Source organism: Streptomyces profundus, from assembly GCF_020740535.1.
Classification (GTDB): Bacteria; Actinomycetota; Actinomycetes; order Streptomycetales; family Streptomycetaceae; genus Streptomyces; species Streptomyces profundus.
In genome coordinates this window covers 1,989,889-2,009,819 of the sequence record NZ_CP082362.1, presented here as the reverse complement: position 1 = coordinate 2,009,819, position 19,931 = coordinate 1,989,889, and the positions used below count along the sequence as shown (strand labels likewise).

Genomic DNA, 19,931 nt, shown 5'->3' with positions numbered 1-19,931 from the left:
CGTGAGGATCTTCGGCAGGGTCCGGCAGCGCCCGTCCACGGACTGGCGGCTGGCCACCAACCGGGCGTTCACCCTCATCGACGACGGTCGCTACGAGGACGCGGACGCGCTGCTCACCCGTGCCGCCGATCTGGAGCCATGGCTCTCCGAGTCCTGGTTCAACCTGGCGCTGCTGCACAAGTTCCGCCACGACTGGGAGCAGGCCAGGTCCGCCGGCCTGCGCGCGGTGGCCCTGCTGGAGAAGGACACCGGCGCACCGGACTGGTGGAACGTCGGCATCGCGGCGACCGCGCTCCAGGACTGGCCGCTGGCCCGCCGCGCCTGGCAGGCGTACGGGCTGCCGGTGGCCGGCGGTCCTTCGGTCGCCGACGAGCCGCTGGGCATGCGGCTGGGCGGGGCCGCCGTCCGGCTCTCGCCGGAGGGGGAGGCCGAGGTGGTCTGGGGCCGGCGGCTCGACCCGGCCAGGATCGAGGTCCGCAACATCCCGCTGCCCTCGTCCGGCCGCCGCTGGGGTGAGGTGGTGCTGCACGACGGCGCGCCCAGGGGCGAGCGGACCACGGCGGTCGCCGGCGGCTCGGCCGTGTTCCCGGTCTTCGACGAGATCGAGCTGTGGGCGCCGTCCGCCGTCCCGACCTGGGTGGTGCTGATCGAGGCGGCGACGGAGGAGGACAGGGACGCCCTGGAGCGGCTGGCGTCCGACGCCGGCTACGCGGCGGAGGACTGGTCCTCCTCCGTGCGGCTGCTGTGTCGCGCCTGTTCGGAGAGCCGGATGCCGAGCGAGGAGGGGGACGGGCTGGCGCAGCACGATCCCCATGACCACAGCGTGCCCGGCCGGCCGGGGCCGCTGGGGCACACCGGTGCCGGGGCGCTCTGGTCGCCGGAGCGGGAGTGCGGCATCGCCGCGCCGAGCGGGCTCGTCCGGGGGCTGCTGGACGGCTGGGTCGCCGACCGGCCGGACGCCAGGGACTGGCGGGATCTGGAAGAGGTCTGCTGACGCAGGCCCGGGGCGCCGGCCGGTCCGGCCCACGGGAGGGAGCAGTCGGCGGCGCGCCTTAAGCTGGGGGCGGCAGTGCGGGCCATGTCCCGCGAGCATGACCCGAAAGGCGAACGTCGGACCATGGCGCAGCAAGACACCGATGAGCGCGGCGGCGAGTTCATCGACGACACGCAGGACGCCGCTCAGCGTGAGCGGGAGCACCGGGAGCGCGGCACGGTCCGGCCCATCACGGTGGTGGGGCATCCGATGCTGCACCGGGAGTGCCAGGACGTCGCGGAGTTCGACGAGGAACTGGCCGCGCTGGTCGACGACATGTTCGCCAGCCAGCGCGCGGCGGCGGGCGTCGGCCTGGCGGCCAACCAGATCGGCGTCGACCTCAAGGTCTTCGTATACGACTGCGAGGACGACGACGATGTGCGGCACGTCGGCGTGGTCTGCAATCCGGTGCTGGACGAACTTCCGCCTGAGCGCCGGGTGCTGGACGACAGCAACGAGGGCTGCCTCTCCGTGCCCACCGCGCACGCCGAGTTGGCGCGCCCCGACTACGCCGTCGTGCGTGGTCAGGACGTTTCCGGCAAGCCGATCGTGGTGCGCGGCACGGGATACTTCGCGCGGTGCCTCCAGCATGAGACGGACCATCTCTACGGCCGCCTCTATCTGGATCGGCTCACCAAGCGGGAGCGCAAGCGGGCGCTGCGGATGATGGACGAGGGAACGCCGCGTTACGAGACGGTTCCCAACGCGGAGTGATCCGGGACACTTCCGGCGGGACGCCAGTGGCCTGGTCCACTGGCGTCCCGCAGAAGGTTGACGCGCGTTGACAACCTCGGGCACTCTCATTGCGAACTTCCTCTTCCCCCTCGGAGGTAAGCATGTTGAGACGTCTCGTCAGAGTGTTACTCACGATTGTCATGGTCGCATCAGCCGCCGTGGTCGGTACCGTCGCCACCGCGGGCACCGCCCAGGCGGACGGCTGCTACACCTGGAACCGCACGCTGAACCAGGGCAGCTCCGGCGAGGACGTGCGGCAGTTGCAGATCCGGGTGGCCGGATACCCGGGCTACGGCTCCGTGTTGGCCATCGACGGCCAGTACGGTCCCGCGACCGCCGCCGCCGTCACCCGCTTCCAGCAGGCCTACGGCCTGTCGGCGGACGGGGTCGCCGGCCCGCAGACGTTCGGCAAGATCTACGATCTGCAGGACAACGACTGCACGCCGATCCACTTCACCTACGCCGAGATGAACCGCTGTAACTCGGACTGGTCGGGTGGTGCGGTCAACGCGGCCACAGCACGGGCGAACGCGCTCCAGCAGATGTGGAAGCTGGAGGCCCTCCGGCACGCGCTCGGTGACCGGCCGCTCAACACCAGCAGCGGCTTCCGTTCCTACGCGTGCAACAGCGCGGCGGGCGGCGCGGCCAACAGCAACCACCTGTACGGGCGTGGCATCGACCTGGTCGGCTCGCCGACCTTCTGCCAGATCGTCACGCAGGCCAGGAACCACGGCTTCAACGAGATCCTGGGCCCGGGCTACCCGGGGCACAACGACCACGCGCACCTCGGCAGCATGAGCAGCCGTTTCTGGTCGGCCCCCAGCTGCGGTATCTGAGCGGCTGGTCCACTGATCGAACCGAGTGACCGAACACCGCTGGCAACGGCCGTGCGGCCGGCGCGAAGGCGCCGGCCGCACGGGTATGTTCGAGGGGGCTCCCCGGAAGGGGGCGCTGCCTAGAAGTCGTCGTCGAAGGAGACGTTGCCCTCCACCGCGACCTGGTAGGCCGACGGGCGGCGCTCGAAGAAGTTCGTCAGCTCCTGGACGTCCTGCAACTCCATGAAACCGAACGGGTTCTGCGAGCCGTAGATCGGCTTGAGGCCGAGCCGCGCCAGCCGCTGGTCCGCCACGCACTCCAGGTACTCGCGCATCGAGTCGGTGTTCATCCCGGCCAGCCCGTCGCCGCACAGGTCACGCGCGAACTGCAACTCGGCCTCCACGGCCTCCCGCAGCATCTCGGTGACCTGCTCGGCCAGCTCCTCGTCGAACAGCTCGGGCTCCTCCCGGCGGACCGTGTCCACCACCGAGAACGCGAACTCCATGTGCATGCTCTCGTCCCTGAACACCCAGTTGGTGCCGGTGGCGAGGCCGTGCAGCAGACCGCGGGAGCGGAACCAGTAGACATAGGCGAAGGCGCCGTAGAAGAACAGCCCCTCGATGCAGGCGGCGAAGCAGATCAGGTTGAGCAGGAACCGCCGCCGGTCCGCCTTGCTGTCGAGCTGCCTCATGTCCTCGACCGAGTCCATCCAGCGGAAGCAGAACTGTGCCTTCTCCCGGATGGACGGGATGTTCTCCACGGCGGCGAAGGCAGCGGTCCGCTCGTCCGGGTCGGGCAGGTAGGTGTCGAGCAGCGTCAGATAGAACTGGACGTGCACGGCCTCCTCGAACAGCTGCCGGGAGAGATAGAGGCGCGCCTCGGGCGAGTTGATGTGCTTGTAGAGCGTCAGCACCAGGTTGTTGGCGACGATCGAGTCGCCGGTGGCGAAGAACGCGACCAGCCGGCCGATCAGATGTTGCTCCCCGGGCGAGAGCTTCGCCAGATCGGCGACATCGGAGTGGAGGTCGACCTCCTCGACCGTCCAGGTGTTCTTGATCGCGTCCCGGTAGCGCTCGTAGAACTCCGGGTAGCGCATCGGGCGCAGGGTCAGCTCGAAGCCGGGGTCGAGCAGGTTCTTCGTGGCCGATGGGGTGGCCGACGGGGTGGTCGGCGCCGTCTGTTCGGGCTGGCTCTGGGTGGGGGCGCTCACTGGCATGCCTCGCAGGACTCGGGGTTCTCCAGGGAGCAGGCGACGGCCTGCTCGGGGACGGGGATCTCGTCGACGACGGCCACGCCGACGGGGGGCGCGGCCGGCTCGGGAACGGAGGCGGCGGTCGCGCTCGAACGGGCGGACTGCGCGATCCGGGTCGCCGGGCGGGACCGCAGGTAGTAGGTGGTCTTGAGACCGCGCTTCCAGGCGTACGCGTACATCGAGCTGAGCTTGCCGATGGTGGGCGACGCCATGAAGAGGTTGAGCGACTGGCTCTGGTCCAGATACGGGGTGCGGTCGGCGGCCATGTCGATCAGCGCGCGCTGCGGGATCTCCCAGGCGGTGCGGTAGAGCGCGCGCACCTCCTCGGGCAGCCCGGACAGCTCCTGCACCGAGCCGTTGGCGGAGCGCAGCTCCTGCCTGGTCGCCTCGTCCCAGCGGCCAAGGCGCTTCAACTCGGCCACCAGGTAGGTGTTCACCTGGAGGAACTCCCCGCTGAGTGTCTCCCGCTTGAAGAGGTTGGAGACCTGCGGCTCGATGCACTCGTAGACGCCGGCGATCGAGGCGATGGTGGCGGTCGGGGCGATCGCCAGCAGCAGCGAGTTCCGCATTCCGGTGTGCGTGATCCGCTCGCGCAGCGCCTGCCAGCGCTCGGGCCAGGTGTGCTCGACGCCGTGGTAGTGGTCCGGGTGGAGCACGCCGTCGGCCGTGCGGGTGTCGGCCCAGCCGTCGTGCGGCCCGTGGCGCTCGGCCAGCTCCGCCGAGGTCTCGTAGGCGGTGAGCATCACGCGCTCGGCGATCCGGGTGGAGAGCGCGCGGGCCTGGGGCGAGTCGAAGGGGAGGCCGAGACGGAAGAACACGTCCTGGAGGCCCATCACGCCGAGACCCACGGGACGCCAGCGGGAGTTGGAGTTCTCCGCCTGCTCGGTCGGGTAGAAGTTGATGTCCACCACGCGGTCGAGGAAGAGCACGGCGGTACGCACGGTCGCGTCCAGCCGGGCCCAGTCCATCGCGCCGTCCGGGCCCAGATGCGCGGCCAGGTTGACCGAGCCCAGGTTGCACACGGCGGTCTGGCCGTCGTCGGTGACCTCCAGGATCTCGGTGCAGAGGTTGGAGGAGTGCACCACGTTGCCGGGCCGCGCCGTCTGGTTGGCGGTGCGGTTGGCCGCGTCCTTGAAGGTCATCCAGCCGTTGCCGGTCTGCGCCAGCGTGCGCATCATCCGGGCGTAGAGCTGCCTGGCCGGCACCTGGCGCTGGGCGAGGCCCCTGGCCTCGGCCTCGCGGTAGGCCGCGTCGAACGCCTCGCCCCACAGGTCGGTCAGCTCGGGAACGTCGGCGGGGGAGAAGAGGGACCACGGGGCGTCCGCGTCGACCCGGCGCATGAACTCGTCCGGGATCCAGTGCGCGAGGTTCAGGTTGTGGGTGCGCCTGGCCTCCTCGCCGGTGTTGTCCCGCAGTTCGAGGAACTCCTCGATGTCCGCGTGCCAGGTCTCCAGGTAGATACAGGCGGCGCCCTTGCGCCGGCCGCCCTGGTTGACGGCGGCCACCGAGGAGTCCAGCGTGCGGAGGAAGGGCACGATGCCGTTGGACTTGCCGTTGGTGCCCCGGATCAACGAGCCCCGCGCGCGCACCCGCGTGTAGGAGAGGCCGATGCCACCGGCGTGCTTGGAGAGCCGGGCGATCTGGTGGTAGCGCTCGTAGATCGAGTCCAGCTCGTCCAGCGGGGAGTCCAGCAGATAGCAGGACGACATCTGCGGGTGCCTGGTGCCGGAGTTGAACAGCGTGGGGGACGACGGCAGATAGGAGAGGGTGCTGGTCAGCCGGTACAGCTCGGCGACCTGCTCCAGGGCCTGCTCGGTCTCGTCCGGGGCCAGGCCGCAGGCCACCCGCAGCAGGAAGTGCTGCGGGGTCTCGATCACCCGCCGGCTGATGGGGTGGCGCAGCAGATAGCGGGACTGCACGGTGCGCAGCCCGAAGTACTCGAAACGGTCGTCGGCGCCCTCGTCCACGGTGCGGGCGAGCAGCGCGTCCAGCGCGTTCGCGTGCCGGCGTACGAAGGCCGCGGTGCCGTCCCCGATCAGGCCCTCGCGGTGGCCGACGGCGATGGAGTCGACGAACGAGACCGCGCCCTGCCCCGCGGCCTCCTCACGGATCGCCAGGGTGAGCAACCGGGCGGCCAGCCGGGAGTACTCGGGCTCCTCGGCGATCAGACCGGCCGCCGCCTCGATGGCCAACTCACGCAACTCGGCCTGGTCCGAACCGGGATGGCGGCCCCGTTCGACCGCGGCGGCGACCCGCGCGGGGTCGGTGGCCGGCAGATCGGCGGTGAGATCGGCCAACGTGCGCGTCAGCGCCGCTGTGACCGGCTCTGCGGGGGCGGCGGGTGCGATGGTCACTCGGTGCTCTCCCTCGTGTCGCGGTGCGCTCCACGAGCGGGGCGCGACGGATGCGGGCATGGCTGTGCCCCAAGGCAGTTCAGCCGCACCGCGTCCTTCGGCCCAGCCCGCGAGGCTTGGACGTGATCAGCCGTCGGCAGGCACTCGGACTCGTCAGGGCACGGCGAAAACCGGCCATGACACACCGTTGCGGGACAGTTCCGGACTCGCACCGGATTCCCCTGCGGCGACAGCGAGCACGAGCATACATCTTGTGCCGCTGCCCACGAGCAGCCCTATATGTTGTGTTCTCCGTCTCGTTGCGCGGGGAGTTCACCTGCGAACACCCAGAGCTTCACTCCCGGCACGGGCTCCCAGTCCCGCTCCGGCGCCCGAACGAAGCCCAGGCGGCGGTAGAGACGCATCGCCGTGTGCAGGTGCGACTGACAGGAAATCACGACACGCCGACGACCCGCCGACGAGGCTCGGCGGAGGCACTCCCGCACCAGCGCCTCACCCACCCCGTGGCCGCGACGCTCGGGCGCCACCGCCAGCATCCGGAACTCGGCCTCGCCCTCCCCGGCCACCTCGGCCAACTCCCCGCCCGCCACCGACAGGCTGACGGCCCCCCACAGCCCGCCCGGCCGGGACGGATCCTCGGCGACCAGCAGCTCGGCCACCTCGGCGCGCCGACGCACATCCCCGAGCACCGCCAGATAGGCGTCCTCGGGGCCGCTGACCAGCCCGTCCGCCAGATAGACCGCCGTGGTCAGCGAGGCCACGGCGGCGAAGTCGGCCGGCTCGGCCGTTCTCACCAACACGTTCATGGCACCAGTCTGCGTCCCACCACTGACAGTCGGGCCGGCGGGCGATCGCCGTCACTTCCGCCGCAGCACGAAGTAGCCGGAGTCGTCGGCCACCACCGAGTAGACCGTCTCCGGATACAGCCCCGCCGCCCTGCGCAGCATCGCGTCCCCGCTCATCCCCTGGCCGTAGTAGGCCAGGTACTCCGGCGCCGGGACCGAGGGGTCCCCGATCCAGAACACCCGGCAGCGGCCGGTGAGTTGGGCGATGGGCCGGACGTTGGCCGCCACCTCGGCGCCGTCGGGGACGGTGGCCAGCACCTCCCGCCCCGCGACCGCCACGGCCCCGGGACGGTACGTCTCGGACTCGGCGAGCGCCGCCACCGGCAGCGTGGGCGCGAGCGCCAGCGCGGCGCCCAGCAGCCCCGCGGGGACGAAGCGGGCCCCCTGCCGCAGCCAGACCCTCGGGGAGCTCCTGGAGTGCGCCAGCGCGTCCGTCAGCGCCAGCGCGACCACCGGCATCAGCACCGCGCTGTAGTGCCAGTCGGTGCCCCAGTAGTGCGGCTCATGGGAGACGAAGCGCCAGCCCAGCGTCGGCAGCGCGACGAGCAGCAGCGGCGAGCGCAGCGCCAACAGCGCGCCCGTCGGCAGCAGCAGCCACAGCACGGTGCGCAGCTTCTCCCCGCCGCCGGCCAGCAGCGCCCCCCACGGGCCGCCGCCGCCGCTCTCCTCGTTCAGCTTGTTCCAGTAGTCGTAGTCGCCCGCGCTGTTGAAGAACGGGATCAGCACGGTCAGGGTGAGCACGCAGGCCAGCACCCCGAAGAGCGCCACCAGGCCGGCGGTCCGCAGCAGTTGGGGCGCGCGGTGCCGTGCCCGCACCGCGACCACCAGCGCGATGGCCGCCAGGGTCAGCCCCAGGTCCTCCTTGACGAGCACCAGCGGCAGCGCCCAGCCGAGCGCGGCGCGCCAGCGCTGGCGCAGCACCGCCTCCAGGGCGAAGGCGATCAACGGCACGGCGAAGCAGATCTCGTGGAAGTCGAAGTCCACCGCCTGCTGGATTCCCCAGGAAAGCCCGAAGACCGTCCCCAGGGTCAGCCCGGTGGCCCGGCCCAGCAGCGAACCGCTGACCCGCGCCACCGGGATCACGGCCAGCGCGAAGAGCGCGGCCTGGGCGACCAGCAGGGTGACGGGGGTGGGGAAGACCCGGTAGGCGGGCGCCAGCAGCGCGGTGACGGGGCTGAAGTGGTCGCCCAGGATGGGGAAGCCGGGCCCCTTGAGATCGGATACGGGCGTCCGCAGATGAGCGTAGGAGCGCACCGCCTGCTCGAATATGCCCAGATCCCAGGAGCGGGTGCGCAGATCGCGGTAGCGCCCCACGGAGATCACCGTGTAGACGACGAAGAACCCGGCCGCGAGGAGATACGGGTCCCGCACGCCCGGCCGGCCGCCCCCCGTCCGGGCGGAGGCCGGCGGCGCGGCCGTCCACCGGCCCGCCACCCGCCGTTCGATGGTCGCCATCCGTCCTCCCCCGAACCGGGGCGGCCCGGCTCGGGGCGCCCCACCACAACAGCACTCCCCAGCCACAACGCGTGGCGCGGGCGCTTGGTTCGCCCGGCGGGCCCGGGAGTTGTGTCCGTCACCCGGGCCCGCCCGCTCGGCACGGCCCGTCAGCAGCAGCCGTGGTGGGAGGTGGGGTCGGCGTACTTGTGGTCCTGGCGCAGCCGTTCGAACTCCCGACGGCCCAGCACGGGCGCCGACGGATCGTCGCCGTGGGCGCGCTCCCGGTAGCGCTGGTAGGCGTTCTCCCCGGTCAGCTCGGTGACATACCAGCGCAGCCAGGCGGCTGCCCGGCGTGGCGCCGCGATCAGACGCATCAGTGGGACTCCTCCTCCGTCGAGCTCTCCCGCTCCCGGGGCGCCCGCTGCTCGGGGACGCCACCGCCGGGGCCAAGACCGGCGCGGGCGAGTTCGGCCTTCTCCGCCTTGGTGGCGATCAGCTCGGCCGGCGCGATCAGCCGGGACTCGGTGTAGGGCGCCTCGTGCAGCCGGACCGAACCGGGGGCCCGGGCCGCCCTGAGCGTCACCCGGGCGGCGTCCACGAAGATCACCAGCACCAGCAGCGCCAGCACCGCCGTCAGCGCGGCGTCCAGCGTCGCGTTGTTGACGATGGTGCGCATCTCGCTCATGTCGGCCGCGCCGGGCAGGAGTTCGCCCCGGTCGATGCCCTCCTGGTACTGGTCGCGCCGCGCCAGGAAGCCGACCGCCGGGTCGCCGGAGAACACCTTCTGCCAGCTGGCGGTGAAGGTGACCAGGGCGACCCAGGTCATCGGCACCGCTGTGACCCAGGCGTAGCGCAGCCGCCCGGACTTGACCAGCAGCACCGTGCAGACCGCGAGCGCCACCGCGCCGAGCAGCTGGTTGGCGATGCCGAAGATCGGATAGAGCGTGTTGATGCCGCCGAGCGGATCGTTCACCCCGACCCACAGCAACCAGCCCCAGAGCCCCACCACCACCGCGCTGGTCAGCAGGATGCCCGGCAGCCAGGCGCTGGAGCGGAACCGGCCGAGCCGGGGGTGCGCGCTGGCCAGCGCGTCCTGGAGGATGAAGCGGCCGACCCGGGTCCCGGCGTCGATCGCGGTCAGAATGAAGAGCGCCTCAAACATGATCGCGAAGTGGTACCAGAAGCTCATCATCGCGTCGCCGCCGAGGATGTCCGAGAAGATCGCGGCCAATCCCAGCGCCAGTGTGGGCGCGCCACCGGTCCTGGAGAGCAGTGAGCCCTCCTCGACCGAGGCGGCGGCCTCGGTGAGCTGCTCGGGGGTGATCACAAAGCCCCAGGACGAGATCGTCTCCGAGGCGGCCTGCACGGTGTCCCCGATCACCGCGGGCGGCGCGTTCATCGCGAAGTAGACGCCCGGGTCCAGCACACAGGCCGCGGTGATCGCCATGACGGCCACCGAGGACTCCATCAGCATCCCGCCGTAGCCGATGCTGCGGACCTGGGTCTCCTTCTGGATCATCTTGGGCGTGGTGCCCGACGAGATCAGCGCGTGGAAGCCGGAGAGCGCGCCACAGGCGATGGTGATGAAGACGAACGGGAAGAGCGACCCCGCGAACACCGGGCCCTCGCCGTTGCTGGCGAAGTCCGTGATCGCCTCCATCTGGAGGGTCGGCAGGGTGATCACCAGGGCGAGGGCGAGCAGCCCGATGGTGCCGATCTTCATGAACGTCGAAAGGTAGTCGCGCGGCACCAGCAGCAGCCAGACCGGGACCACGGAGGCGGCGAAGCCGTAGAGCACCAGGCAGATGACCAGGGTGCGCGGCTCCAGCGTGAAGGTGTCCGCCCAGCGGGAGTTGGCCACCCAGCGGCCGGCGACGATCACGAAGAGCAGCAGCGCCACCCCGATCCCGGTGACCTCCGCGACCCGCCCTGGCCGGATATAGCGCAGGTAGACGCCCATGAAGAGGGCGATGGGGATGGTCATCCCGACGGAGAACGTGCCCCAGGGCGACTCGGCGAGCGCGTTGACCACCACCAGCGCCAGCACGGCCAGCAGGATGATCATGATGGTGAAGATGGCGATGACGCCGGCGACCCCGCCGACCGGGCCGATCTCCTCGCGGGCGATCTGCCCCAGGCTCTTGCCGTCCCTGCGGGTGGAGAAGAACAGCACCACCATGTCCTGGACCGCGCCGGCGAAGATCACGCCGACGATGATCCAGATCGTTCCCGGCAGATAGCCCATCTGCGCCGCCAGCACCGGGCCGACCAGCGGCCCGGCGCCTGAGATGCCGGCGAAGTGGTGGCCCAGCAGGACCCGCCGGTCGGTGGGCTGGTAGTCGAGCCCGTCCTCCAGCCGCTCGGCCGGGGTGGCCCGGGTGTGGTCGGCGCGGAGCACCCGTCTGAGGATGAACCGGGAGTAGAACCGGTATCCGATGGCGTAGGAGCCGAGGGCGGCGGCCACCATCCAGGCGGCGGAGACGTCCTCACCTCTCGACAGGGCCAGCATGGCCCAGCCGATAGCCCCAACGAGGGCGACAAGGGACCAGATGATGATGGACCGTGGACGTACCTGACGTGTCTGGCCTAGGAGTTGCACGATTCCTCCCGCCGTCGTCTTTGACTGACGCGGGGAATCTAGAGCACCCGAACCTCCTTGACCATGGGGCCCGCGCGACGGAGGCGCGGCAGGAGACGCCCGGGCCCGGTGGGACGAGCCGTGCGTACGAACCCGACACGACTCCGACACGAATCCATCGCGCCCACGACGCGAATCCGTGGCGGCCACGACGCGCCCACGACGCGAATCCGACCCCTCCGCCGACGCGGTCGACCCGGATGGCTCAGGTGGGTCGGGGCCGCTCCAGGTTGGCGACGAACTTGTAGCGATCCCCCCGGTAGACGGAGCGGACCCACTCCACCGGCTCACCCTGGGTGTCCCGGGAGTGGCGGGAGAGCATCAGCATCGGCAGGCCCACGTCCGTGCCCAGCAGCCCGGCCTCGCGCGGGTTGGCCAGCGAGGTCTCGATGGTCTCCTCGGCCCGCGCCAGATGCACGTCATAGACCTCGGCCAGCGCGGTGTAGAGCGAGGTGTAGCGCACCAGGCTGCGGCGCAGCGCGGGGAAGCGCTCCTGGGAGAGGTGGGTGGTCTCTATGGCCATCGGCTCCCCGCTGGCCAGCCGCAGCCGCTCGATGCGGAGCACCCGGCCGCCCTCCGGCAGGTCGAGCAGCCGGCTCAGCCGCTCGTCGGCGTTGATATAGCCGATCTCCAGCAACTGAGAGGTGGGCTCCAGACCCTGGGCGCGCATATCCTCGGTGTAGGAGGTGAGTTGCAGGGTCTGTGAGACCTTGGGTTTGGCCACGAAGGTGCCCTTGCCCTGGATGCGTTCCAGCCGGCCCTCCACCACCAACTCCTGGAGCGCCTGGCGCACGGTGGTTCTGGAGGTGTCGAACTCGCTCGCCAGCGAACGTTCCGGCGGCACCGGCGTGCCGGGCGGCAGGGTCTCCGTCATCTGCTGAAGATGGCGCTTGAGACGGTAGTACTTCGGCACACGTGCGGTGCGGACCCGGTCGGCGGCGTCGGCGGCACCTGATTCGTTGGCCATGTCCCACCCCTCCGACTCCTTGTGTTCTGCCGTCACCGGCTCCTCCGAAAGATCGCGGTTGACATGGTGACACGGGCCACGCCGGGGCGCCGCCCCGGGACAGATGTCGGTCCTGTAACGGACCTGTCAGGCGGCCCGTGGGCCCTTGACACCTTTCCTGGTCTGGTCCAGGCTCCCGTGCAACTGGTCTACACCTCTTGTCTACACCACTAACGTAACGGCCGTCCCGGCGCACCACGATGTGGACCGGGCCCGGCTTTTGAAGGAGGGTGACGTGAAGCGCAAGCTGATCGCTGCTATCGGCGTGGCCACCATGGCGGCCACCGTCGCCGCCTGCGGCTCCGGCGACGACGGTGGGGGTGGCGGCGGCGGCAGCTCCGACGCCATCACCGTCTGGCTGATGGACGGGTCCGCTCCCGATGACTGGCTGAGCGAGCTGAACGAGGCGTTCGAGGCGGAGCACGGCGTCTCGGTGAACGTCGAGATCCAGCAGTGGGACGGCATCCAGGAACGCGTCACCACCGCGCTCTCCGAGGACGGCACCGTCGACGTCCTGGAGATCGGCAACACCCAGACCGTCGGCTACGCCAACACCGGCGGCCTCGCCGACCTCGGCGACCTCGCGGGCGAGCCGTGGAACGAGGCGATGCTGGAGTCGGCCGAGGTGGACGACACGCTCTACGCGGTGCCGTGGTACGGCGCCAACCGCGTGGTGGTCTATGACAAGGGCATCTGGGAGGAAGCCGGCGCCGAGGTGCCCACCACGCGGGACGAGTGGATCACCGCGCTGGAGACCATCCAGGAGAACACCGATGCCGAACCGATCTATCTGCCAGGGCAGAGCTACTACGTGATGGGCGGGTTCGCGGCGGACGAGGGCGGCGCCTTCGCCGTCGAGGAGGGCGACGGCTGGGCCGGCTCCCTGGCCTCGCCCGAGGTGCAGGCCGGCATGGAGTTCTACGCCGAACTCCAGTCCTTCTCCGACTCCCCGACCGACAACGACGAGGCCGAGCCGCAGCAGTCCACGGAGATCGTCCCCAACGGGAACGTCGCCTCCTGGATCGGCCTCGGCTGGGAGGCCGCCGGCGCCATCGCGGCCATCGAGGAGCAGGGCGGCGAGGCCGACTTCGGCTACTTCCCGGTGCCGGGACCGACGGCCGACCAGCTGGGCCATGTCTTCCTCGGCGGCTCCAACCTGGCGGTCTCGGGGCGCGCCGGCGACTCGGAGCTCGCCAACGAGTGGCTGGCCCTGGCCACCTCGCAGGAGTGGGCCCAGAAGTTCGTGGACGCCAACGGCGGCGGTGTCGTCCCCAACCGCACCGACGTCACGGCATCGCCCGAGGAGGGCAGCTTCGCCGAGGCGATGGTGGCCGCCCGCGACGTGGGCTACCTGCCGCCGCTGACCACCGGATGGGCGAACGTCGAGACCGACCCCAACCCGATCAAGGAACTGATGACCAAGGCCCTCAACGGGGATGACTACCAGTCCGCCGCCGAGGCCGCGGACTCGGAGATCACCAGCCGCATCAACCGCGAATAGCCCGTGCTCGGGGGCGCCGCAGCCCGGCGGCGCCCCCGTCCTTCTTCGCCACCCGAGGGAAGACACCGCATGACCGTGCACATCGAGGAAGCGCCGGCACCACCGCCCCCGGTCCGTGGCACCCCGGGCCACGGCGAGGACCGGCGCCCGCCACGCCGGTGGCTGCCCTCAAACTGGGTGCCCTACCTGCTGATCGCCCCGGCGATCATCGCGATCCTGTCGGTTCTGGGCTACGCCCTCTTCCGGAACCTGCTGATCTCGTTCCAGGAGTTCGGCCGGAAGCAGCTGATCTCCAGGACCACCGAGTGGATCGGCGTCGAGAACTACCGGACCGTCCTGCAGAACGAGCGTTTCTGGGACTCGGTGGTCCGCACCTTCCTCTTCATGGCGGCCAACGTCGTGCTGATCATGATCATCGGCACGCTGCTCGGGCTGCTGCTCAACGCGCTCGGCAAGAAGATGCGGCTGGTGCTCGCGATCTCGCTGGTCGCCGCCTGGGCCATGCCGGTGGTCGCCACCACCACCGTCTTCCGCTGGCTCTTCGACACCCAGTTCGGCGTCGCCAACTGGATGATGCGCACCCTGGGCTTCTCCGGCTACGACCAGCACAACTGGTTCAGCAGCGGCCTCTCGACGCTGGCCATCGTCACCCTGCTGATCGTCTGGACCTCCGTGCCCTTCGTCGCGATCAACCTCTACGCCGGCCTGACCACGGTCAGCGGGGAGATCAGGGAAGCGGCCCGGATGGACGGCGCCTCCTCCTGGCGGATCTTCTGGTCGATCCTGCTGCCGATCATGCGACCCTTCTTCATGATCACCACATTCCTGGAGATCATCTGGGTCTTCAAAGCGTTCGTGCAGGTCTACGCCATGAACGGCGGCGGGCCCGACCGGGAGTCCGAGACCCTTCCGGTCATGGCGTACGTCGAGGGCATGGGGCAGAACCAGTACGGCGTGGCCGCGGCGATCTCCGTGCTGACGCTGCTCATCCTGCTGATCGCCATGTCCTTCTACTTCCGGCTGATCCTCAAGCAGGAGAAGGAGAACTCATGAGGAAGCTCTGGCTCAACGGCACGGCTCTGGTGCTGTCCGTGCTGTTCATCTTCCCGGTCTACTGGATGTTCAGCACCTCCTTCAAGAGCAACTCCCAGGTGCTCACCAAGGACCCGGTCTTCTTCTTCACCCCCACCTTCGACCACTACTCGACGGCCACCGGGGTCGATCTGTTCTGGACCTTCGTGACCAACAGCCTCGTGGTCACCATCGCGGCGGTGCTGCTGGCGCTGGTCGTGGCGCTCGCCGCCAGCTTCGCCATCGCCCGGATGGAGTTCAAGGGACGTCGGGGCGTGGTCATCGCGGTGATGATGGCCCAGATGGCGCCCTGGGAGATCCTGATCATCGTCGTCTACCTCAACGCCCGCGACGCCGAGATGCTCAACAGCCTGGTGACGCTGACGCTGATCTACTTCGTGATGGCGCTCCCCTTCACCATCTGGACGCTGCGCGGCTTCATCGCCGCCGTGCCCAAGGAGCTGGAGGAGTCCGCGATGATCGACGGCTGCAACCGGGTGCAGGCGTTCATCCGGGTGATCTTCCCGCTGCTCGCCCCCGGCCTGATGGCCACCTCGCTGTTCGGCTTCATCGCCGCCTGGAACGAGTACGCGATGGTGCTGGTGCTCAACAAGTCGCCGGACGCCGCCACCCTGCCGCTCTGGCTGACGCAGTTCCAGACCAACTTCGGCAACGACTGGGGCGCCACCATGGCCGCCTCCTCGATGTTCACCATCCCCGTGCTGATCGTCTTCCTCCTTCTCCAGCGACGGGTCACCGGCGGCCTCTCCGCCGGGGCCGTGAAGGGATAACGCGCATGACCACCGTGGTTCCGGACTCGGACACCCTCACCAGGGACGCGCTGGCCGTTCTGCAACCCACCTTCGTCGGCACCAACCGGGCGCCGGACTGGCTGCTGGCGCAGCTGGACAACGGCATGACCGGCGTGGGGCTGTTCGGCAGGAACGTCGTCTCGACGGAGCAGCTGGCCGAGCTGACGGAGCAGCTGCGCGAGGCCAGACCCGATGTGCTGGTCGCCATCGACGAGGAGGGCGGCGACGTCACCCGGCTCGATGTGCACGGGGGCTCCTCGGTGCCGGGCAACCACGCGCTGGGCAGCGTGGACGATCCGGAGCTCACCCGGGCGGTCGCGGCCGAGATCGGCCGCCGCCTCGCCGCCGGCGGCGTCAACGTCAACTGGGCGCCATCCGCCGACATCAACTCCGACCCGGAGAACCCGGTGATCGGGGTGCGCTCCTTCGGCGAGGAGCCAGGGCTGGTCTCCCGGCACACCGTGGCCTATGTCGAGGGGCTCCAGTCCGCCGGTGTCGCCGCCTGCGTCAAGCACTTCCCCGGGCACGGCAACACCAACGTGGACTCGCACCACGCGATGCCGCGGATCGACATCGACCTGGACACCCTGCGCAGCAGGGAGCTGGCTCCCTTCCAGGCCGCGATAGCCGCCGGCACCCGCTGCGTGATGAGCGCGCACATCCTGGTGCCCGCGCTGGACCCTGAGCGGCCGGGAACGCTGAGCCCCGCCGTCCTCACCGGACTGCTGCGCACCCCCGTCGCCGAGGGCGGGCTCGGCTTCGACGGCCTGATCTACACCGACGCCATCGAGATGCGGGCGGTCGCCGGGACCTATGGCCTCGACCAGGGCTGTGTCCTGGCCATCGCGGCCGGCGCCGACGCGCTCTGCATCGGCGGCACCCCGTCCGACGAGGCCGAGGTGCTCCGGCTGCGCGACGCGCTGGTCACCGCCGTGCGGACGGGTGAACTCCCGGAGGAGCGGCTGCACGAGGCGGCCGAACGGGTGCGCGCCCTGGGGCGTTGGACCACCGCCGAGCGGCAGCGGATCGCCCGCCGACCGAACGCGGGGCCCGTCGGCGCGGAGATCGGGCTGCTCGCCGCTCGGCGCGCGGTGCGCCTGACACGATCGGCGGACGCCGACGCCTTCCAGCCGGTGGCCCGGCCCCCGCATGTCGCCGCGTTCACCCCCGGCGCCAACATCGCCGTGGGCGACCAGACCCCCTGGGGGCCCGGCACCGAACTGACCCGGCTGCTTCCCGGCACGACGACCGGCGACCACTCCCGCTCCGACGCCGAACGCCTGGGCCCGGCCGAGCTGGCCGCCGAGGTGTTGGCCACGGCGGGGGAGCGACCCCTGGTGGCCGTGGTCCGGGACAGCCATCGCCACCCCTGGATGGCCGCGACGCTGACCGCCCTGCTCGCCGCCCGGCCGGACACCATCGTGGTGGAGATGGGCGTTCCACACGCCGCGCCGGTGGGCGCCACCCATATCGCCACCTATGGCGCGGCCCGGGTCTGCGGCCAGGCCGCGGCGGAGATCATCGCCGGCCACCACCCCGGCTGAGCCGCCCGGCCCGAGCCAGGCGGGGGCGCCCCGTCACGCCTTCCCGCACGACCGTCCGTTCCGCTTCCGGCTGGGAGATTCCTGATGTCCGCCACACAGCCAGGCCGGCTGATGTTCGCCGAGATGACCGAGCAGCCCTCCGTGCTGCGCCGCCTGCTGGAGGAGGGCGCGCCCCGCATCGCGGAGGTGGCCGAGCGCATCGCGGCCCGCCGCCCGCGCTTCGTCCTGCTGACCGGCCGCGGCACCTCCGACAACGCGGCGCTCTACGCCAAGTACCTGCTGGAGATCCAGCTGGGTCTGCCCTGTGGTCTCACCTCCATGTCCACGACGACCGCCTACGGGGCCAAGCCGGACCTGACGGACTGCCTGGTGATCGCCGTGAGCCAGTCCGGCGGCTCACCCGACCTGGTGGCCTCCACCACCGCCGCCCGCGAGGGCGGCGCCCTCACCCTGGCGGTGACCAACAACCCGGACTCCCCACTGGCCAGGGCCTGCGAGTTCGCCATCGATGTGATGGCGGGGCCCGAGAAGGCGCTGCCCGCCACCAAGACCTACACCGCCGAGCTGCTGGCGCTTTATCTCTTTGTCGCCAGCCTGCGGGGCGAGGACGGCGTCGCCGCCGCCAGGGCCCTGCCCGAGCTGGCCGAGCGGGTGCTGGCCCGCCAGGGCGAGGTGCGTCAGCTCGCCGGGCGGTACCGCTTCGCCGAGCGCATGGTCCTCACCTCGCGCGGCTATGGCTATCCGACGGCGAGGGAAGCCGCCCTCAAGCTGATGGAGACCAGCTATATCCCCGCGCTCGCCTACTCGGGAGCCGACCTCCTCCATGGCCCGCTGGCGATGGTGGACAACGTCTCCCCGGTGATCGCCATCGTGACGGGAGGGCGGGGTGGTGAGGCCCTGCGCCCCGTGCTGGACCGGCTCCAGGACCGGGGCGCCGATCTGATGGTGGTGGGGCCGGAGAGCGCCGTCGCCGGGGCATCGGCCGGCTTCGCGCTGCCCACCGACCAACTGGCCGAGGAACTCCAGCCGATCCTGGAGATCATCCCCCTGCAACTGCTGGCCTATGAGGTGACCCGCGCCCGGGGCCAGGACCCCGACGCTCCTCGGGCACTGGCCAAGGTCACCGAGACCCGCTGAGCGCCCAGCTCAGAGCAGCGCGCCGCCGGTGGCGTCCAGCCACTGCCCCGTGACCCAGCGGGAGTCGGCGGAGGCCAGGAAGCCGGCGATGTCCGCTATGTGTGCGGGCTCCCCGACCTGGCCCAGCGGGGACATCGAGGCGATGGCGGCCCTGCGCTCCGGATCCGACAGCCCGAGCCCGGTGTTCATCTCCGTGTCCACGATGCCGGGGGCCACCGCGTTGACCGTGATCCCGCGCGGCCCCAGCTCCTTGGCGAGGGCCGAAGTGAACGCGTCCACCGCGGCCTTCGTCATCGAGTAGGCGAGGATGGCCGGCATCGCCCCCGGCCGCTGGGAGAGGCCGGAGGAGAGATTGATGATCCGGCCCCCGTCACGCAACCGGCTGAGCCCCAGCTGGGTGATGAAGAACGGCGCTCTGACGTTGATCGCCTGAAGCCGGTCGAACTCCTCGGGCGAGGTGCCGACGAAGTCGACCGCGGTGCCGACGCCCGCGTTGTTCACCAGGATGTCCAGGCCGTCGGCCTGCTCGTCGAAGGCCGCCCAGAGCGCCTCGGCATCCCCCGGCTCGCCCAGCCTGGCGCGCAGGGCGAAGGCGCTGCCGCCCGCCTGCTCGATGGCCGCGACCGTCTCCTTGGCGGCGTCCGCCCGCTCCCCGTAGTGGACAACGACGCGCGCGCCGTCCGCCGCCAACCGCTCGGCGACCGCCCGCCCGATGCCCCGGCTGCCGCCCGTGACCAGGGCCGTCTTGTTCTTCAGCGTGCTCATGTGTCGTACGGCCTTCCCCAGAGAATTATCTAGTGATCGCTACAGAAGAACCGTAGCAGCCTTTCTGAAGCGAGCGCTATAGAATGAGGGTCATGGTCACTCGTTCGCGTGGACGCCCCCGTTCCTTTGACCGCGAGACGGCCCTGGAGCAGGCCACCCACGCCTTCTGGGAGCACGGCTACGAGGCCACGTCGATCGCCGATCTCACGGCGGCGATGGGCATCGGGGCGCCCAGCCTCTATGCCGCCTTCGGTGACAAGCGCAGCCTCTTCGAGGAGGTGGTGGCCTTCTATGTCGAGCGCTACGGCTCCTTCATCGGCCGGGCGCTGGCGGAGGAGCCCACCGCCCGCAGCGGCGTGGCCCGGGTGCTGCGCGAGGCCGCCGTCGAGTACACCAGGCCGGGGCGGCCCGCCGGCTGTCTCGTGGCCTCGGCGGTCACCAACTACGCGGAGTCGGCCCGGGAGGTCGCCGAGGAGCTGCGGGTCCGCCGGCTGGGCAACTTCGGGGCCGTGCGCGATCGGGTCCGGATGGACATCGCCGCCGGCGTGCTGCCGGCGACGGTCGACGCCGAGGGCCTGGCCCGGTTCACCGGCGCGGTGATCCAGGGGATGAACCAGCAGGCCAGGGACGGCGCCACGGCGGCCGAGCTGGCGGTGGTGGCCGAGGCCGCGCTGCGCGCCTGGCCCGAGGAGTTCGACGGCCCGGTGATCGAGATCCCCTGAGCTGGGCGGCCTGCCCACCCAAGGGCCGAAGAGGGCCGAGGGAGCAAGGGGGGCGAGGGCTAAAGGGGGGCCGAGGGAGAAGCCCCAAGAAACACCCACGGGCCGCGGCACCGAAGAGGGACCCTCAACCCTCTTGGCACCGCAGCCCGGAGCGATTTCGGGCCCGGGGCGCCGTCAGGGCAGAAAGCGCCGGGCCCCGCTCTGCTCTCCTGTGCGGGGAGAGCAGAAGACTGTGCTGGTCCCTTCCATTCTGGACCGGGCCC

At 70.7% G+C, this 19,931-nt stretch carries 17 protein-coding genes and 1 riboswitch; of the genes, 9 read left to right on the top strand and 8 right to left on the bottom strand.

The annotated features are described in order from the left end of the window. Position 1 precedes the first annotated feature (1 nt). The 3 genes from K4G22_RS08610 (at position 2) to K4G22_RS08600 (ending at position 2,604) form a co-directional block, all read left to right on the top strand. Positions 2-994, top strand: a complete 993-nt coding sequence (locus tag K4G22_RS08610; protein ID WP_228079297.1) for a tetratricopeptide repeat protein — start codon at positions 2-4, stop codon at positions 992-994. Between the two features lie 123 nt (positions 995-1,117). Then, positions 1,118-1,747, top strand: coding sequence for a peptide deformylase (def, locus tag K4G22_RS08605; protein ID WP_228079296.1), 630 nt, complete (start codon positions 1,118-1,120; stop codon positions 1,745-1,747). A gap of 122 nt (positions 1,748-1,869) precedes the next feature. Beyond that, a complete protein-coding gene (locus K4G22_RS08600; RefSeq protein WP_228079295.1) occupies positions 1,870-2,604 on the top strand; it encodes a D-Ala-D-Ala carboxypeptidase family metallohydrolase in 735 nt (244 codons plus the stop codon). Between the two features lie 119 nt (positions 2,605-2,723). Here K4G22_RS08600 and K4G22_RS08595 read toward each other — a convergent pair whose 3' ends face one another. The 7 genes from K4G22_RS08595 to K4G22_RS08565 form a co-directional block, all read right to left on the bottom strand. Continuing rightward, on the bottom strand, positions 2,724-3,680 hold the full coding sequence (locus K4G22_RS08595; protein WP_228084002.1) for a ribonucleotide-diphosphate reductase subunit beta: 957 nt from the start codon (positions 3,678-3,680) through the stop codon (positions 2,724-2,726). 110 nt (positions 3,681-3,790) lie between these two features. After that, entirely contained in the window at positions 3,791-6,190 is a 2,400-nt protein-coding gene (locus tag K4G22_RS08590) for a ribonucleoside-diphosphate reductase subunit alpha (protein WP_228079294.1), read from the bottom strand. 118 nt (positions 6,191-6,308) lie between these two features. Continuing rightward, positions 6,309-6,472, bottom strand: a riboswitch (cobalamin riboswitch). Beyond that, on the bottom strand, positions 6,466-6,996 hold the full coding sequence (locus K4G22_RS08585; protein WP_228079293.1) for a GNAT family N-acetyltransferase: 531 nt from the start codon (positions 6,994-6,996) through the stop codon (positions 6,466-6,468). (Overlaps the previous riboswitch by 7 nt.) 51 nt (positions 6,997-7,047) lie before the next feature. Then, a complete protein-coding gene (locus K4G22_RS08580; protein ID WP_228079292.1) occupies positions 7,048-8,490 on the bottom strand; it encodes a DUF2079 domain-containing protein in 1,443 nt (480 codons plus the stop codon). Between the two features lie 149 nt (positions 8,491-8,639). After that, on the bottom strand, positions 8,640-8,846 hold the full coding sequence (locus K4G22_RS08575) for a YbdD/YjiX family protein (RefSeq protein WP_228079291.1): 207 nt from the start codon (positions 8,844-8,846) through the stop codon (positions 8,640-8,642). Then, a complete protein-coding gene (locus K4G22_RS08570; protein WP_228079290.1) occupies positions 8,846-10,981 on the bottom strand; it encodes a carbon starvation CstA family protein in 2,136 nt (711 codons plus the stop codon). Before K4G22_RS08570 ends, K4G22_RS08575 begins: the two co-directional genes overlap by 1 nt. Positions 10,982-11,315: 334 nt before the next feature. After that, positions 11,316-12,077 (bottom strand): GntR family transcriptional regulator, encoded by a 762-nt coding sequence (locus tag K4G22_RS08565; protein ID WP_062206741.1) that lies wholly within the window; start codon positions 12,075-12,077, stop codon positions 11,316-11,318. Positions 12,078-12,351: 274 nt separating this feature from the next. Between K4G22_RS08565 and K4G22_RS08560 the strand changes: the two genes are divergently transcribed. The 5 genes from K4G22_RS08560 to K4G22_RS08540 all read left to right on the top strand — a co-directional run bounded on the left by K4G22_RS08560 (position 12,352) and on the right by K4G22_RS08540 (position 18,181). After that, positions 12,352-13,617: an extracellular solute-binding protein gene (locus tag K4G22_RS08560; RefSeq protein WP_228079289.1), complete on the top strand. Its 1,266-nt coding sequence runs from the start codon at positions 12,352-12,354 to the stop codon at positions 13,615-13,617. A gap of 69 nt (positions 13,618-13,686) precedes the next feature. Then, positions 13,687-14,670 (top strand): carbohydrate ABC transporter permease, encoded by a 984-nt coding sequence (locus K4G22_RS08555; RefSeq protein ID WP_228079288.1) that lies wholly within the window; start codon positions 13,687-13,689, stop codon positions 14,668-14,670. Further along, on the top strand, positions 14,667-15,479 hold the full coding sequence (locus K4G22_RS08550; RefSeq protein ID WP_228079287.1) for a carbohydrate ABC transporter permease: 813 nt from the start codon (positions 14,667-14,669) through the stop codon (positions 15,477-15,479). Before K4G22_RS08555 ends, K4G22_RS08550 begins: the two co-directional genes overlap by 4 nt. A 5-nt stretch (positions 15,480-15,484) precedes the next feature. Beyond that, complete coding sequence (locus K4G22_RS08545) at positions 15,485-17,044, top strand: glycoside hydrolase family 3 protein (protein WP_228079286.1); 1,560 nt, start codon at positions 15,485-15,487, stop codon at positions 17,042-17,044. An 84-nt stretch (positions 17,045-17,128) separates the two neighbouring features. Next, entirely contained in the window at positions 17,129-18,181 is a 1,053-nt protein-coding gene (locus tag K4G22_RS08540; protein ID WP_228079285.1) for an SIS domain-containing protein, read from the top strand. Positions 18,182-18,190: 9 nt separating this feature from the next. Here the strand turns inward: K4G22_RS08540 and K4G22_RS08535 are convergent, their stop codons facing one another. Next, positions 18,191-18,946, bottom strand: coding sequence for an SDR family oxidoreductase (locus K4G22_RS08535; RefSeq protein WP_228079284.1), 756 nt, complete (start codon positions 18,944-18,946; stop codon positions 18,191-18,193). Positions 18,947-19,038: 92 nt separating this feature from the next. Here K4G22_RS08535 and K4G22_RS08530 point away from each other — a divergent pair, with 92 nt between their 5' ends. After that, a complete protein-coding gene (locus tag K4G22_RS08530; protein WP_228079283.1) occupies positions 19,039-19,668 on the top strand; it encodes a TetR/AcrR family transcriptional regulator in 630 nt (209 codons plus the stop codon). Positions 19,669-19,931: the final 263 nt, after the last annotated feature.

Excerpts from the sequence above, each read along its gene's own strand:
- def (WP_228079296.1), top strand. The coding sequence starts at position 1,118 with ATGGCGCAGCAAGACACCGATGAGCGCGGCGGCGAGTTCATCGACGAC.
- K4G22_RS08600 (WP_228079295.1), top strand. The coding sequence starts at position 1,870 with ATGTTGAGACGTCTCGTCAGAGTGTTACTCACGATTGTCATGGTCGCA.
- K4G22_RS08595 (WP_228084002.1), bottom strand. The coding sequence starts at position 3,680 with ATGCGCTACCCGGAGTTCTACGAGCGCTACCGGGACGCGATCAAGAAC.
- K4G22_RS08585 (WP_228079293.1), bottom strand. The coding sequence starts at position 6,996 with ATGAACGTGTTGGTGAGAACGGCCGAGCCGGCCGACTTCGCCGCCGTG.
- K4G22_RS08580 (WP_228079292.1), bottom strand. The coding sequence starts at position 8,490 with ATGGCGACCATCGAACGGCGGGTGGCGGGCCGGTGGACGGCCGCGCCG.
- K4G22_RS08575 (WP_228079291.1), bottom strand. The coding sequence starts at position 8,846 with ATGCGTCTGATCGCGGCGCCACGCCGGGCAGCCGCCTGGCTGCGCTGG.
- K4G22_RS08570 (WP_228079290.1), bottom strand. The coding sequence starts at position 10,981 with ATGCTGGCCCTGTCGAGAGGTGAGGACGTCTCCGCCGCCTGGATGGTG.
- K4G22_RS08565 (WP_062206741.1), bottom strand. The coding sequence starts at position 12,077 with ATGGCCAACGAATCAGGTGCCGCCGACGCCGCCGACCGGGTCCGCACC.
- K4G22_RS08555 (WP_228079288.1), top strand. The coding sequence starts at position 13,687 with ATGACCGTGCACATCGAGGAAGCGCCGGCACCACCGCCCCCGGTCCGT.
- K4G22_RS08550 (WP_228079287.1), top strand. The coding sequence starts at position 14,667 with ATGAGGAAGCTCTGGCTCAACGGCACGGCTCTGGTGCTGTCCGTGCTG.
- K4G22_RS08545 (WP_228079286.1), top strand. The coding sequence starts at position 15,485 with ATGACCACCGTGGTTCCGGACTCGGACACCCTCACCAGGGACGCGCTG.
- K4G22_RS08540 (WP_228079285.1), top strand. The coding sequence starts at position 17,129 with ATGTCCGCCACACAGCCAGGCCGGCTGATGTTCGCCGAGATGACCGAG.
- K4G22_RS08535 (WP_228079284.1), bottom strand. The coding sequence starts at position 18,946 with ATGAGCACGCTGAAGAACAAGACGGCCCTGGTCACGGGCGGCAGCCGG.
- K4G22_RS08530 (WP_228079283.1), top strand. The coding sequence starts at position 19,039 with ATGGTCACTCGTTCGCGTGGACGCCCCCGTTCCTTTGACCGCGAGACG.